The sequence below is a fragment of the Lacrimispora sp. 38-1 genome (assembly GCF_049890855.1).
Classification (GTDB): Bacteria; Bacillota; Clostridia; order Lachnospirales; family Lachnospiraceae; genus Lacrimispora.
Genome location: NZ_JBANEW010000006.1, coordinates 83393 through 99048, shown reverse-complemented (window position 1 = coordinate 99048; position 15656 = coordinate 83393). Strand labels below are relative to the sequence as shown.

Genomic DNA, 15656 nt, shown 5'->3' with positions numbered 1-15656 from the left:
TCCCATTTTACCTGATATAAATAAAATGGGATCGTATTTTCTCCATTAACTTATTTGCTTATAATTCTTGTTCCGGCTTTTCCGCTTAAAGCTTCCGCCGCCTTTTCCAGAGAGCAGATAATGGATACGCCCTCTTTTTTCTGCTCTATAAATTTCATGGCAGCCTTTACCTTGGGAAGCATACTTCCTGCAGCAAAATGCCCCTCCTTAATGTACTGTTCTGCCTGGGCCAGTGTAATCTGGGAAAGATCCTGCTGATTTGGTTTACCAAAGTGAATGGAAACCTTATCTACAGCTGTCAGTATGACAAATGCATCTGCGTCCACCAGTTCTGCCAGCTTTTCAGCCGCCAGATCCTTATCAACTACTGCATCGACTCCATGATAAGAGCCATCCGGCTCCTTAACTACGGGAATTCCGCCTCCCCCTCCTGCAATGACCACATGGTGGGAATTGATCAGCGTATTTAAGGAAATTCTTTCATAGATACTTACCGGCTGGGGGGAAGCAACTACCCGGCGGTATCCCCGTCCGGAATCCTCCGCATACTTCTTACCTGTTTCCTCCATCAGGCGTCCGGCTTCTGCTTCATCATAATATCTTCCAATCGGTTTCGTGGGATTTTGAAAAGCCGGATCCTTTTCATCCACGATTACCTGTGTCAGCATGGTAATTACAACCGTATCCTGAATTTGCTTCTTAACGAGCTCCTGATCAATTGCCTGCTGGAGATGATAACCGATATACCCCTGACTCATTGCCGTACATTCAGGAAGATGCATTTCGGGGACAATTAATGCCTCATGACCTTTCTCAAAAGCAAGGTTGATCATTCCTACCTGGGGACCATTTCCATGGCATACAACCACCTCATATCCTTCCTTCACGATATCCACAACAGCTTCTGCCGTAATTCTTACCCGTTCCAGCTGTTCTTCTGATGTATTGCCCAGAGCATTTCCGCCCAGCGCGATTACAATTCTTTTCACCCTGACCAACCTTTCTAGCAAAGCGTTGCATACATCACAGCTTTAATGGTATGCATACGATTTTCTGCCTCATCAAATACCCTGGAATATTTTGCTTCAAACACTTTATCTGTCACTTCCATCTCAGCCAGACCGAATTTCTGATAGATATCCTCACCAATGGTTGTTTTTCTGTCATGGAAGGATGGGAGGCAATGCATAAAGATGGCCTGACTTCCGGCATTTTCCATGACCTTTTCATTAACCTGATAAGGGCTCAGAAGCTTGATCCGTGTGTCCCATACACTATCCGGTTCTCCCATGGAGACCCATATATCCGTATATACCACATCAGCCCCCATTGTTCCTTCCTGTACATCATCCGTTAATGTTATGGAGCAATGATTTTCTGCAGCAATCTTTCTGCATACCTCAGTCAGCTCTTCAGCCGGCCATAAATCCTTTGGAGCACAGGCTGTAAAATTAAGCCCCATTTTGGCACACGCCACCATTAACGAATTTCCCATATTATTTCTGGCATCTCCCATAAAAGTAAAGTTTATTCCTTTTAAAAATCCAAAATGCTCTTCAATGGTCAGGAGGTCTGCAAGCATCTGTGTGGGGTGAAACTCATCCGTTAACCCGTTCCAGACGGGAACGCCTGCATACTGAGCAAGCTTGGTAACCAGTTCCTGGCTGTAACCCCGGTATTCAATTCCATCATACATTCTTCCAAGGACTCTGGCTGTATCTTCAATGCTTTCTTTTTTTCCCATCTGTGAACTGCCCGGGTCAAGATATGTAACTCCCATTCCCAGATCATTGCCTGCCACCTCAAAGGAACAACGGGTTCTTGTAGAAGTTTTTTCAAATAAAAGAACAATATTTTTTCCCATAAGATATTTATGAGGAGTATTGCTTCTCTTTAAGTCCTTAAAATTCTTAGCCAGATCAATCAGGTAACGGATTTCCTCCGGTGTAAAATCCAGTAATTTTAAATAGCTTCTTCCTCGTAAATTAACTGCCATTTCTTTTTCTCCTTTTTCTTTAGTAATTGACCGGCTCACGGTCAAGCGGCATGCTCATGCAGCGGGGACCGCCTCTTCCCCTGGACAATTCTGCACTTGGAATCTCCAGTACATTCAGCCCCCGCTTTTTCAATAATTCATTGGTTTTTGTGTTGCGCTGATAGGTGACAATGGTTCCCGGTGAGATGCAAAGAGTATTGGAGCCGTCATTCCACTGCTCTCTTTCTGCTGCAATCATATCCTCTCCTCCGCATTTGATCAGCTCAACCTTATCAATTCCGAGGCTTTTCTCAAGAACGGTCTCAAGATCAGAATTCAGAACCTCTACCTTAATATCGCCTTTGCAGTTTCCTTTTTCAATCTTGTAAATCCGCAGAGGTCCCAGAATTCCCGGGTGAATGGTAAATTTGTCGTAATCAATCTGGGTAAACACCGTATCCAGATGCATAAATGCCCGGCTGTTTGGAATATTGAATCCAAGGATTGTCTCAATAGTACTATTCTCATTTCCGAAAATATTCTTTGCCAGCAGCTCCAGGGCATCGGGTTCCGTTCTTTGGGAAATACCAACAGCAAGAACCTTATCATTGATGTTTAAAATATCTCCGCCTTCAATATGAAACGCATTGTAACGGTCATAATACTTATCAACCTTTCCCTTAAAATCCGGATGGTATTTGAAAATATACTCGCCATAAATCGTCTCCCGGTTTCTGGTAACAGAATACATACGGTTCAGACTGACTCCATTCCCGATGCATGCGAATGGATCACGGGTAAAGTAAAGATTCGGCATGGGATCAATCACCAGCTTAGAGGGGTCGCTCATAAGATCAACCAATGAATCGCTTTTCGTATAATTAAGCTCCTTTAGTACAATGCCTTCCATGGATTTCAGCACGAGTGCTTTGCTGTCATCCTTAAACTGCATCATATAATCGTAAATTTTCTTCTTATACAGTCCGGTGGAAATTCCAGCTTCATTGATCCATTGCTTTATGAACTCATCTCTGACTTCATCGCTTAAATCCAGTACCTCAGCCATAACATCTTCCAGATACAATACCTCTACACCATTGTTTCTTAATGTTTCGGCAAATGCATCATGCTCCTGCTGTGCTGCCTCTAAAAAAGGAATATCATCAAAGAGAAGCCTCTCCAGTGTATCTGGTGTCAGATTTAATAATTCCTTTCCCGGTCTGTGCAGCAATACTCTTTTTAAGCGGCCAATTTCACTTTTTACATTAATACTCTGCATAATTAATAACCTCCTTTTATGTTTTATCATTGGCATTTTGTAACGCTTCCGCTTCTTCGCGTTCACGTCTCCCAAAGAATAGCATCAAAAAATCGGGTTTGGAATAAACCTTTTCATTTATTTTTATGAATAATTATACATTTTAGACAAAACCAAGCCTAAACCTTATACATTTTGCACAATTTTTCTTGATCTCTGCTCTCCAGTTTGCTATACTGAAAGAAAAAAGCTCAAAGGTAATTATGAATCTGTTACTTTACTTATACGACAATATACTTTTAATTTTATACTTTGGAGTGTGCCTTCTTGCCTTCTGCCGCTACTTAAGTGAGCGGTGCTGCAGCGCTGCCAGTTTATCCGCACTCTATCTCTGTTTATCTGTCAATCAGCTTGTTGCAGCTATGGCAGAATTTCTCCCTGAATTCGGCCGGTTCTACCAGGCTGTCTATTTCACTATGCCCGTATGGAATACGGTTATATCCATATCCGCTGTTATCTGCCTCTTAAACCTGGGTTATCAGCTAAACCACACATCAAAGCTTCCATTTCATGAATACATGATTCTGTGTATATTCATATTTCTTCTGTTGCTGATTCCCACCTTAAAAAGCAGCAGTACTACCTTGTTTCTTTACAGCTCTCTGTTTCCTCTTTCCTTAATTTACAGAGGCTTTTCCTTTTACGCGCTTATGAATCAGGCAGCCTGCAGTCAAAGCAGGAAGCTTTTCTCTTATTTTCGGCCTGCGCTATTCCTGTCCGTTCTCCTCTTTTCTCTTTCCGGCATTATAGAAAACTATATCAGGATTTTTGTTTTCCCTGCCCGCAGCGGTCGGTTCTTCTGCCGTATCTTTTCCATTGATCTTTTATTTGGTTTATCAGCCCTGGTTTATATCTGTTTTTTTCTGAAGAAAACAGCAGCTCTGCACACATGCAAAGCTGCTGTAAATTCCCGGGAACAGGTACCGGAATCTTTCGCTTCTCCAGATACCGAAACTGCTTCTTATTATTCTTTTTGTAAATCCTATTCCCTTACTCTTCGGGAACAGACCATCCTTACGGAGCTGTTAAACCACACCACCGATCAGCAGATCAGCGCCAAGCTTCTTATCTCATCCTTTACCGTACGTTCCCATGTCCATAACCTTTTAAAAAAAACAGGTTCAAATTCCCGGCAGGAATTATACGCCCTTTACGAGAGCTCAAAAAAACAGAAGTCAGGTTAACGGAGTCTGCTCCCGGCTTTCATAAAACTTCTCATATCTGCCAATCAGTTCCGACCGGTTCCTGGAATCCGTTTTTTCATAGATCCCATGAGCATGAAATTTTACGGTTCCCACAGACAGCCCCAGTTCTTCCCCCATTTCCTGATAGGTCTTGTCCTTCAACAGCAGATACAGTACATCACACTGGCGATTGCTTAATCCGTAAGCCCTGACAAAAGGGTCTTCCGGATAAGGAGTTTTTACCTCGCAGACTGCCGCAGCAGAAAGAGGAATCCCAGGCTCCGGAATCTCAGCCGGTTCTCTTCTTTGTATCAGCTGCGAGAATCCGCTTTTTACTCCGATCATTGCCAGGATCACGAAAAATGTGTCTTCACTTAAATTATGTTCCATAAACACCTTCAGATTCAACGTATTGATCACATATTGAAAGTGGAAGATAACCATGCTGTCTTCAGCAAAAATCAGTACAGAGAAGATGCCTCCTATGACAAAAATAAACCGGTAATGCCTGATCCTTATTTTATACTCCCTGTCTTTCGCAGACGCATAATGGATAAAATAATAAAGGACAAAACATGCCAGATATATCTGCCGGATGGTATAAAATATCCAGTGCTGACTGACTGATCCATTTAAATCTCCCACATAGACCGTCACACAGATCAAAGGCATCATAATGATTACATGAAGAATTCCCGTCTTTTTTTCAAGCAAAGAAGCGGTAAGCAGCATATACAGAGTACTTATGGCAATTCCACAGATAACCTTAACGCTGAAATAAGTCAGTACATTATAGGCACCTTCAAAAAGAGGCAGTTTAAGCAAAAATTCTGACATGAAAATAATCATGGAATTCAGGCAATAAAAGAACATAAGCATGCCGGTCTCAAACTCCCTGACATGCTTTGTTTTACAGTATGCAGTTACATTAATCGTACAGGAACAGGCAAATATTATAATTAATACGATGTCGAAGATAAAAATTGTTGTACTCATTTGGACCTCACATTATCCGTTCTGCTTCTCCTCTGAAACACCTTGCTTCACTGCCGTTTCCAATCATTCTCCTTATGTCGAATCATATCATTAAAAGTAAATTTTTGTCAATTTTGCCGCCTGAATTTTATGTAAGCAAGTCCACACAGGGCCATATAATAGATCCGAATTTCATGATCAGACAGCAATCCCACCAGTTACCAGCATGTAAACAGATATCGCCGCACCAATAAGAATGAACATAATTACTATTCGTTCTTTTGTGGAAAAGACCTTTTCTACTCCGTTTTCTTTTCCTGCTTTAACATAGAGGAAAATGCCAATAATATAAACCAGCATACATAGTAGAAAATACCCTATTCCGGATGCCCATATTGCCCATGCATAAAAAACAGTTCCAAGAAGTCCTATTGCCAGCTGTCCTGCTTCTCCCTTTTTACCTCTGTTTTCATAAGAAAGCTTCACCTGATATACACATACCAGAATCCAGGTTACAAAAATTGCAGCAGTACAGAGTGAATATGCAAAATTATAGGCTTTATCCGTAAACAGCAGAGTGAAGATGAAAATCTGTGAAAGAGCCGTCATAAAAACCAGAGAGAAGGTTGGAACATTCTTGTCATTTACTTCTCCGAATTTTTTGGGAAGAAGATTCTGCTGAGCCATCAGCAGTGTAGTTTCAACCGGAAGCATGGTCCACGACAACCAGCATCCTGCAACAGATATAATCATTGCGATATTAATAAAAGCTGCTCCCCACGGACCAACAATATAAGAAAGAAGATATGCCATAGTGGGCTGCTTCAATTCACATATCTCGGCACGGCTCATCAGCCCATACGGTAACAGAGACAAAAGGAGATAAACACATAAAAGCCCAGCCAGCCCCAACACAGTCGCCTTTCCCGCAGTTGCCTTTGTTACGGCTCGATCTGACATCATAGCCGCTCCCTCGATTCCTACAAATACCCACATAAGCACCATCATGCTGGAATTTACCTGAGATACCATATCCTTTAAAGAAAAGTTTCCTGACAAAGTTCCCCAAAAGTCTGCGGCAAATATATCTGCCTTAAATGAAATAATTGCCGCAACGGCAAAAAGCAAAAGAGGGACCAGCTTACAAACGGTAATTATGGTATTTAAAAATGCAGCGCTTTCAATCCCTCTGTTTACGACCAGACACATGATCCAGAGAATCACACTGGCAATAATAATGGAAAGAAGATTACTTCCATCACCAAGCGCAGGAATAAAATAGCTGAGTGCGCTCATCATGATGGTGGCGAAAGCAATATTTCCCAACCATGCGGATAACCAGTAACCCCAGCCGCTGATAAATCCCCCAAAAGGACCAAAGGTTTCTGTTGCATAGCTGAAAATCCCGCTTAATTCAGGCCTCTTATTAATGATATTGGTAAGTGACAGGCACAGCATGAGAACTCCTGCTCCTGTAATGATCCACGCTGCAATGGCTGCCCCCGGGCTTGTCCCCTGTGCCATATCTGATGAAATCCCAAAAATTCCGCTTCCAATGGAAGAGCTGATTACCAATGCAGTCAGGGCCATCAACCCCAGTTTTCTATTCTCTTTTTCCATAAAAACCTCCTATGTATTGATTCTTTTATAGTAAGGAATTTCAGAAAAAGATGTCTGCCACATTCAGGCTGTTTACTTGTAATTTTGTACTTTATTTTTGCAGATGAATCCGCTTAAAATTCATATTATTTTTTTAAAAAAGCTTCCATGATGATTTTCATACATGATTACCTGATTAAAATTACTTTAGTCGTCCATACCAAATAACAACAAATACTGGTTTTTTCTTCCCTTCAGAATATTCTGCCAGAGGCTTCAGGCTATAAAAAAACAGCTTTCCTTTTTAAAGAAAGCTGCTTTTTTATAGCCTATCTGCACCGTCCGGAATTACATCTTCTGCGGTGCATTTCATTAAGAAGCAATACAGACACAATATCACCCAGCCAGTTATTCCCCTGAGGTGGTCCGGGATTCACCCCCCAATAAGGCGGCTTTGGTCCGGGACCAGGTCCCCAGTACGGCGGCTTTGGTCCAGGGCCGGGTCCCCAGTACGGCGGTTTTTGTCCGGGCGGCCCCCAGTATGGAGGTCTTGGTCCGGGGCCGGGTCCCCAGTGCGGCGGCTTTGGGCCGGGCGGGCCCCAGCCGGGAGGTTTTGGTCCGGGCGGTCCCCAGCCCGGAGGTCCCCATGTGGAGTAGCGGTCATTCAGTTCTGCCTTTTCTACCTCTTCATTCTCCCAGTCCATCGGCTCTGGCTGCGTCTGCGCGGCCGCTTTTGTACTGTCATTGTTCCCCATCAGCAATTCGTCAGTTATGGTCCCCTCCTCGCGAATCTTTGCGCAAATAGAATCACAAACCTGATGAATAAGCAGACGATCGGGAAATTCATCGTACATTGGACTGTCTTTATAATCCAGATGATCACATGCGGAAACGACGTATTCCTGCAGACGTTTCATATGTCCCGGGTACATTCCCTGTAAATATTCCAGATCCTTTGCAATGATATCCTTCGGCTCCAGAGAAATTTCCCTGATACTCCTGTCGCCATAAAGCACATATGGAGGCAGGTTCTCACTATCCTTTCCATAAGTATAGTCCGGGTTGCCTGGCACGGTTGTTATCACTCCCTGCTTTTAGCTTATACAACACCATTCTATGCTAAGGAACGTGAAAAAGTTCAGATATTATCGTTTAAAAAGACGATCCGGATAAATTCCTTTTGAAACCAGTTCTCTGATGGCCGCAGAAACAGCCGGTTTATCTTCCTTATAAGTTACACCAAACCACTTATCCCTTGTTTCCAGCACATGGACTCTGGCTTTATCCTGGCTGATCAGCCGGTCAATGATCTTGGGAAGCAGATATTCAGACTTTATATCCCCTTCCTTCAGGTTTTCCAAAAAGGCCGGAAATCCACGTTCCAGCTCCGCCAGAAATGCAGGTGACAGCCCCCACATATTCATGGATACATTCTGTTCTAACGGTACTTTCACCGGATTACCCGCCTCATCCTTACCGCAGGCTTCACCGTTTTCCATAACGAGCTCATAGGTTTCCGTAACTTTCTGTAAGACACCATCAGTTCCTACCTGACATACCCCTCTGGTCACACCCCCGTTCTCACTTAAGGTGTTGCCCAGAATAAATCCGCTCATACAAAGATCAAAGGGGTTTGCATCCGTATCCATCTGGTTAACCAGATAATCATGTATCTTTACAAACCCTTCTTTGCCATAATAATCATCTGCATTAATCACTGCAAACGGCTCCCGTATCACATCTTTGGCACAGAGAATTGCCTGTCCTGTTCCCCAGGGTTTGGTTCTTCCTTCCGGCTTATGAAAGCCCTCAGGCAGATCATCAAGCTCCTGAAAAGCATATTCCACCGGTGCAATTTTTTCAATCCGGTTGCCGATGATCTCTTTAAAATCCAGTTCCAGATCCTTACGAATGATAAACACAATTTTGTTAAAACCGGCATTTAGAGCATCATAAATGGAATAGTCCATTATGATCTCTCCGCTGGGCCCAACCGGCTCCAGCTGTTTAATCCCGCCGCCAAACCGGCTCCCGATGCCGGCTGCCATAATGACTAATGATGTTTGTTTCATAATACATTCTCCCTGTTTGATTTTATCTGTTCCTTAGTATAACATAGTTTGAGCAGATAATCCACAATCCGGGCTGTTTCCAGTATGTCTATCCACAAAAAAGGGACTTAAACCGCATAAAACGGTTCAAATCCCTATTTGTTATTTTGTAAGCGAAATTCTTACAAGCGCCTTTTTTAACGCTGTTTCCGCTCTTACTATATCTATTTCTCCGCTCTGCTCTTTCAAGCGGCGTTCTGCACGAACTTTTGCCTCTTCTGCACGGCTTAAATCAATCTCCTCAGGCCACTCTGCCACTTCAGCCATTATAACGATCTTCTCCGGTAAAATCTCAAGAAATCCTGACATAAGAGCAGCTTCTTTTATGCCGCCTGCTTCGTGAATTTTTAAGACTCCCGGTGCTACAATAGCCGTCATGGGAATGTGTCCGCGGTATACACCGATCTCGCCTTCTGTGGTGGTAAGCTCTACCATTGAGGCATCTCCCTCATAAAACTTTCTTTCGGGAGTTATGATCTGCAGTTTAAATAAATCAGCCATCTTCCCACCCCCTATTTTTTCACGCGGGCAAGAACGTCATCAATGCTACCTGCATTTAAGAAATAGCTTTCCGGCACATCATCGTGCTTTCCTTCCAGAATCTCCTTAAAGCCCTGAATGGTATCAGCAAGAGGAACATAACGTCCCTCCAGACCGGTAAACTGGCCTGCAACGAAGAAAGGCTGGGATAAGAATCTCTGAATCTTTCTTGCACGGGCTACAGTCAGCTTATCTTCTTCAGAAAGTTCATCCATACCGAGCATGGCGATGATATCCTGAAGCTCTTTATACTTCTGAAGAACTTCCTGCACTCCGCGGGCAACATGGTAATGCTCTTCGCCCACAATACGCGGATCAAGAATTCTGGAAGTTGAGCCTAACGGATCAACTGCCGGATAGATACCAAGCTCTACGATGGAACGGTCAAGAACCGTGGTCGCATCCAGATGAGCGAAGGTATTGGCCGGAGCCGGGTCAGTTAAGTCATCAGCCGGCACATAAACTGCCTGAACGGAAGTGATAGAACCATTCTTTGTTGATGTAATACGCTCCTGAAGTGCACCCATCTCAGTCTGAAGTGTGGGCTGGTAACCAACGGCAGAAGGCATACGTCCAAGGAGGGCGGATACCTCAGAACCGGCCTGGGTAAAACGGAAGATGTTGTCGATGAATAAAAGCACATCCTTACCGCCCTGGTCACGGAAATATTCCGCCATGGTAAGTCCTGTCAGACCTACTCTCATACGTGCACCCGGCGGTTCGTTCATCTGACCGAATACCATGGTTGTTTTATTGATTACGCCTGATTCCTGCATTTCGTGATATAAGTCATTTCCTTCACGGGTTCTCTCACCAACTCCCGTAAATACAGAATATCCGCCGTGCTCTGTGGCAATGTTACGGATCAATTCCTGAATTAATACGGTTTTTCCAACTCCGGCACCGCCGAACAGACCGATCTTACCGCCCTTCTGATAAGGGCACAGAAGGTCTACGACTTTGATTCCGGTCTCCAGAATTTCCGTTTCCGTAGACTGTTCTTCAAAGGTGGGAGCGGATCTGTGAATCGGGAAATGCTCTTTTACTTCCGGTGCTGGTTTCTTATCGATTGGATCGCCCAGAACGTTAAAGATACGTCCCAGAGTTTCTTCTCCAACCGGCACAGTAATAGGAGCGCCTGTTGCTACGGCTTCCATACCACGTACCAGTCCATCGGTTGTGCCCATGGCGATACATCTTACGGTATCATCGCCAAGATGCTGGGATACTTCTACAACCAGTCTGCCGCCGTCTTTTGTGTTGATATCAATGGCTTCATTGATGTCCGGCAGCTTACCCTGGCTGAACTTGATATCCAGTACGGCACCGATGATCTGGGTGATCTTACCAATATTTTGTTCTGCCATCTTGTTTCTCCTTTATTTATATTTCATTATTTATTAAGGAAGTTCGGCTCGTTTCGCTCTCCGAACAGTTATGATATTGCATTGGCACCGGCTATAATTTCGGTAAGCTCCTGGGTAATGGAACCCTGTCTTGCCCTGTTATAAATCAGCCCAAGCTCTTCTATCATATCTTCCGCATTATTGGTTGCAGAGTCCATGGCAGTCATTCTGGCCCCGTTTTCACTGGCTACAGCCTCTAATAAAGCGCCATAAATCAGACTGCTCATATATTTGGGAATAATGGAATCCAGAACCTCATCTTCATCCGGCTCATAGTTCATAAGTGTCAGATCCGCTTTTTCGCTTCCCTCTGCCATCTCAACAGGGAGAAGTTTCTTTAAGGTCGGAATCTGGGTCACCGTATTTTTAAATGAAGTATAAACCAGATAGATCTCTCCGATCCGGTTTTGCCCGAATGCGTCCAAAAGCTCCATGGTTATGTCAGCAGCATCGCGGTAAATGGGCTCATTGATTACCTCAGAATAATCCTGGGCAATATTGTAACCCTTTTTCCCCAGCGCTTCCTTTCCCTTACGGCCAATGGCATAGATATCGGTAAGCTCCGGTTTTAAACGCTCATCCTGAAGGACAAGCTTTGCAATATTGCTGTTGTATCCGCCGGCAAGACCTCTGTTGGAAGTAATGACTATCACTGCCTTCCGCTTTGAATCTCCTGCCTTTAGATACTTATGCTCTATTGTTCCGGACTTCCTAAGCATGGAGTTTATGGTATCGTACATCATATCATAATATGGCTTGGAAGCTTCTGCTTTTGCTCTGGATTTCTGCAGTTTTACGGTAGATATGAGTTTCATGGCTTTGGTAATCTGTTCGGTACTTTGAATACTATCTCTTCTTCGTTTGATATCCCTTATGGATGCCATGATTTTCACCTGCCTTTAAAAAACACCTGCTTTGCACTCATTGATTGCTTTCACCAACAGTTCTTCTGTCTCAGGTGTAATCTGTTTTGTTTCACGTATACTTGCAGGAATCTCAGAATATTTGCTGTCAATAAAGCTCCTTAAAGCCTTCTCAAAGTCGAGGATTTTCGCTGTTGGAATATCCAAAAGCAGTTTTCTCGTCGCTGCAAAGATAATGATGATCTGATATTCAACCGGAATTGGCTGATACTGACCCTGCTTTAATACTTCCCTGATTCTCTCACCCTGTGCCAGCTGCTCGGTTGTTTCCTTGTCAAGCTCGGAACCAAACTGGGCGAAGCTTGCAAGCTCTCTGTACTGAGCCAGCTCCACACGGATCGGAGCAGCGATCTTCTTCATCGCCTTAATCTGGGCAGATCCACCAACTCGGGATACGGAAAGACCTGCGTTGATTGCAGGACGGAATCCTGAGTTAAACATCTCTGTTTCCAGATAAATCTGACCGTCTGTGATGGAAATAACGTTGGTCGGAATATAAGCCGATACGTCGCCTGCCTGTGTCTCAATAATCGGAAGTGCAGTTAAGGAACCTCCGCCTAACTCATCGGAAAGTCTGGAAGCACGTTCAAGAAGTCTGGAATGAAGATAAAATACATCTCCAGGATAAGCTTCACGGCCCGGTGGTCTCTTAAGAAGAAGTGACAGGGTACGGTAAGCTGCCGCATGTTTACTTAAATCATCATAGATAACAAGCACATCTCCACCATTCTCCATCCACTCTTCTCCGATTGCACAGCCGGAGTAAGGAGCGATATACTGAAGAGGAGCTAAGTCGGAAGCAGTGGATACCACGATAGTGGTGTAATCCATAGCGCCGTACTCTTCCAATGTTTTTACGATTGTAGCAACGGTAGATGATTTCTGACCGATGGCTACATAGATACAGTGCACGCCCTGGCCCTTCTGGTTAATAATGGTATCGAGAGCAATGGCTGTCTTTCCTGTCTGGCGGTCTCCGATAATCAGCTCTCTTTGTCCTCTTCCGATGGGGATCATGGCATCAATCGCCTTAATACCGGTCTGAAGCGGAGTATCTACTGACTTTCTGTCAATAACGCCATGAGCAACACGCTCAATTTTACGGAACTTGTCTGTCTGAATCGGTCCTTTTCCATCGATCGGCTGTCCAAGGGCATTGACTACACGCCCGGTCAGAGCATCTCCTACCGGAACCTCTACCACTCGTCCGGTAGTTTTTACTGTATCGCCTTCACTGATCGCGCCGGTACCAAGTAAAACTGCACCAACGTTGTCTTCTTCCAGGTTGAGAACCATGCCGTAGATTTCTCCCGGAAATTCCAGAAGCTCTCCCTGCATTGCATTCTCAAGACCGTGAATACGGGCGATACCGTCCGCTACCTGAATGACTGTACCGACATCAGAGACTTCCAGCTTCGTTGAATATCTTTGAATCTGTTCCTTGATGACGGAACTGATCTCTTCTGGTCTTAAATTCATTAAGGTCTGCACCTTCTTTCTGCAAAGTTTCTGTTACGATATCTGCAGCTTTGACAAGCTGCGGCGCAGCTCATAAATCTGCGTCTTAATACTGGAATCCACTACCCGGTCACCGATCCGGATTACCAGTCCTCCGATAATGGAAGGGTCAACCTGATAAACCATCTCAAACTCCTGATAGCTGGTTGTTCCCAGCAGTTTCCCCAGAAGCTGGGCTTTCTGTTCTTCTTTTAATTCCACAGCGCTGGTCACATGTGCCACGCCGATTTTTTTATATTCCTTGACAGCGTTAATAAAGTACTCACAGATTGCATTGATTTCCTTTTGTCTGCCCTTTTCGACAATGACTGTCAGGAACCCCATGAGAGTTTCCGATACCCGTCCGCCGAATACTTCCTGAATAATTCCGTTTTTTTCTTCCTTGCCTATCTTCGGATTATCAAGAAGTCCTGCAAGATCCTGATTCTCAGCAAAGACTGTCTGCAGGCTCTTTACTTCCTCGAACAAAGCGTCCACTTCCTGTTTTTCCAGGGCTTCCTCAAACAATGCATCACCGTATACTTTTGATACTAGCTTTGCCATGTACTCTCACCCATCTCTTTCAAGGTTTCATCAATGAGAGAATCCTGTATGGAAGTATCAATGGATGCAGCCACGACTTTGCCAGCCATGACAGATGCGATGGATATGATCTGTTCTTTCATATCATCAAGCGCTTTCTTTCTCTCCAGTTCCACTTCACGATTTCCTCTCATAACAATGCGGTTCGCTTCTTCCCTGGCTTCTGATAAAATCTCTGCCTCACGCTGCTTCGCTCTTTTTCTTGCATCTTCCAGAATCTCTTCCGCCTCTTTTTTAACTTCTAAAAGTCTGGCCTCGTATTCTTCCTTCATAACATGAGCTGCTTCTTTATCTTCGGCAGCGCTTTTCAACTCTCCTGCAATCTTTAACTTCCTTTTTTCCAGAGCATCACGCACCGGATTAAAAAGCTTATAGGATAAAGCAAAAAACAGAAGAAATACGTTAATGCCAGTGATAAACGCATCGAAAAGCAGCTGTGGGTCAAATCCCAATAATCGTTCCAAGGTTTCGCCTCCTCTCGCTCTTTCTTTTTATTCCTGCCAGACCTCTGTTTAGCTGAATGGCTTTAAGAACATAAGAATAGCGGCAACTGCGAAACCATAAAGACCGGTTGTCTCGGCAACAGCCTGTCCTAAAAGCATGGTAGATGTAATATCAGATTTTGCACCTGGATTACGTCCTACTGCTGCAGCTGCATGTCCAGCTGCAATACCCTGTCCAACACCAGGTCCGATACCTGCGATCATGGCAATACCTGCGCCGATTGCTGAGCAACCGTAGATAAAATCCTGTCCTGAAATTCCGTTCATAGAAAAATCCTCCTGAATTAAAATAATTAATAGAATGTTTGATTAATCCAACTTATCATTTACATATACCATGGTCAGCATACAGAACACATAAGTCTGTATACAGCCTGAAAACAGATCACAGTATACATGTAAGAATGATGGGATACCAATCTTGACAAAGATAGGCATCATCCCATACCACAATCCCATGATTACAACTCCTGACATCATGTTTCCAAACAAACGGAGTGCCTGGGATAATGGGTTTGTAATCTCTCCGATTAAGTTAATCGGAAACAAAACGGGAAACGGCTGTGCAAGACTTGTAAGATGCCCGATTCCGTGGTTTTTGATTCCCTGGTACTGAACGATGCAGAATGTGAATACACCGAGCATAAATGTGACACCAAAGTCTCCGGTCGGGGTTCTAAGCCCGAACAAACCGCTTATATTGCAAAATAAAATGAAGAGGAAGATTGTTCCGATATAATTGACAAACTTCCTTGCATTATGCCCCATAGTTTCCTTCACCAGTTTATCCAGTGATTCAACCAGCAGTTCCATAATGTTCTGGAATGTACCCGGAACTTCCGTAGCCCGCTTCATCTTCCGGTCTGTGACAAATGCGAGAATTAAGATCACGATTGTCACAATGCTTAGACCGATTTCTGTTGTTGTTACCCATAGATCCTGCCCGAACGCGTGAAACTTTGTGACACCTTTAATCATAAAGTCCACATTACTGGCATTCGCAATGACCATACGCTATAGCC

General features: G+C 44.0%; 16 protein-coding genes. 1 reads left to right on the top strand and 15 read right to left on the bottom strand.

Annotation, left to right across the window (positions count from 1 at the left end; translation table 11 throughout):
* Window positions 1-50: 50 nt before the first annotated feature.
* The 3 genes from arcC to arcA are packed head-to-tail and all read right to left on the bottom strand — an operon-like array spanning window position 51 to window position 3254.
* A complete protein-coding gene (gene arcC / locus V7D18_RS02160) occupies window positions 51-989 on the bottom strand; it encodes a carbamate kinase (protein ID WP_426151008.1) in 939 nt (312 codons plus the stop codon).
* Between the two features lie 14 nt (window positions 990-1003).
* Window positions 1004-1996: an ornithine carbamoyltransferase gene (argF, locus tag V7D18_RS02155; protein ID WP_426151006.1), complete on the bottom strand. Its 993-nt coding sequence runs from the start codon at window positions 1994-1996 to the stop codon at window positions 1004-1006.
* Between the two features lie 19 nt (window positions 1997-2015).
* On the bottom strand, window positions 2016-3254 hold the full coding sequence (gene arcA, locus V7D18_RS02150; RefSeq protein ID WP_426151004.1) for an arginine deiminase: 1239 nt from the start codon (window positions 3252-3254) through the stop codon (window positions 2016-2018).
* A 242-nt stretch (window positions 3255-3496) separates the two neighbouring features.
* Between arcA and V7D18_RS02145 the strand changes: the two genes are divergently transcribed.
* Entirely contained in the window at window positions 3497-4477 is a 981-nt protein-coding gene (locus tag V7D18_RS02145) for a helix-turn-helix domain-containing protein (protein ID WP_426151002.1), read from the top strand.
* Here V7D18_RS02145 and V7D18_RS02140 read toward each other — a convergent pair.
* The 12 genes from V7D18_RS02140 to atpB all read right to left on the bottom strand — a co-directional run bounded on the left by V7D18_RS02140 (window position 4469) and on the right by atpB (window position 15645).
* Entirely contained in the window at window positions 4469-5473 is a 1005-nt protein-coding gene (locus tag V7D18_RS02140; protein ID WP_426151000.1) for a helix-turn-helix transcriptional regulator, read from the bottom strand. The two genes, V7D18_RS02145 and V7D18_RS02140, sit on opposite strands and share 9 nt — an antisense overlap.
* A 177-nt stretch (window positions 5474-5650) precedes the next feature.
* Window positions 5651-7072 carry an arginine-ornithine antiporter gene (gene arcD, locus V7D18_RS02135; protein ID WP_426150998.1) on the bottom strand — a complete coding sequence of 474 codons (1422 nt, stop codon included), beginning with the start codon at window positions 7070-7072 and terminating at the stop codon, window positions 5651-5653.
* 308 nt (window positions 7073-7380) lie between these two features.
* The gene (locus tag V7D18_RS02130) at window positions 7381-8136 is read right to left on the bottom strand and encodes a hypothetical protein (RefSeq protein WP_426150996.1); all 756 of its coding nucleotides are present in this window, start codon (window positions 8134-8136) and stop codon (window positions 7381-7383) included.
* Between the two features lie 60 nt (window positions 8137-8196).
* On the bottom strand, window positions 8197-9123 hold the full coding sequence (locus tag V7D18_RS02125) for a sugar phosphate nucleotidyltransferase (RefSeq protein WP_426150994.1): 927 nt from the start codon (window positions 9121-9123) through the stop codon (window positions 8197-8199).
* Between the two features lie 141 nt (window positions 9124-9264).
* Window positions 9265-9663, bottom strand: coding sequence for an ATP synthase F1 subunit epsilon (atpC, locus tag V7D18_RS02120; protein WP_426150992.1), 399 nt, complete (start codon window positions 9661-9663; stop codon window positions 9265-9267).
* Between the two features lie 11 nt (window positions 9664-9674).
* Complete coding sequence (gene atpD, locus V7D18_RS02115) at window positions 9675-11069, bottom strand: F0F1 ATP synthase subunit beta (RefSeq protein WP_426150990.1); 1395 nt, start codon at window positions 11067-11069, stop codon at window positions 9675-9677.
* Window positions 11070-11137: 68 nt separating this feature from the next.
* Entirely contained in the window at window positions 11138-11992 is an 855-nt protein-coding gene (atpG, locus tag V7D18_RS02110; protein WP_426150988.1) for an ATP synthase F1 subunit gamma, read from the bottom strand.
* Window positions 11993-12007: 15 nt separating this feature from the next.
* On the bottom strand, window positions 12008-13510 hold the full coding sequence (atpA, locus tag V7D18_RS02105) for a F0F1 ATP synthase subunit alpha (protein ID WP_117417510.1): 1503 nt from the start codon (window positions 13508-13510) through the stop codon (window positions 12008-12010).
* A 33-nt stretch (window positions 13511-13543) separates the two neighbouring features.
* Window positions 13544-14092, bottom strand: coding sequence for an ATP synthase F1 subunit delta (gene atpH / locus V7D18_RS02100; protein ID WP_426150986.1), 549 nt, complete (start codon window positions 14090-14092; stop codon window positions 13544-13546).
* Window positions 14080-14595: a F0F1 ATP synthase subunit B gene (gene atpF / locus V7D18_RS02095; protein ID WP_426150984.1), complete on the bottom strand. Its 516-nt coding sequence runs from the start codon at window positions 14593-14595 to the stop codon at window positions 14080-14082. The genes atpH and atpF overlap by 13 nt, the downstream gene beginning before the upstream one ends.
* 48 nt (window positions 14596-14643) lie before the next feature.
* The gene (gene atpE, locus V7D18_RS02090) at window positions 14644-14901 is read right to left on the bottom strand and encodes an ATP synthase F0 subunit C (protein ID WP_104433759.1); all 258 of its coding nucleotides are present in this window, start codon (window positions 14899-14901) and stop codon (window positions 14644-14646) included.
* A gap of 42 nt (window positions 14902-14943) precedes the next feature.
* Window positions 14944-15645 (bottom strand): F0F1 ATP synthase subunit A, encoded by a 702-nt coding sequence (atpB, locus tag V7D18_RS02085; RefSeq protein ID WP_426150981.1) that lies wholly within the window; start codon window positions 15643-15645, stop codon window positions 14944-14946.
* Between the last annotated feature and the right edge of the window lie 11 nt (window positions 15646-15656).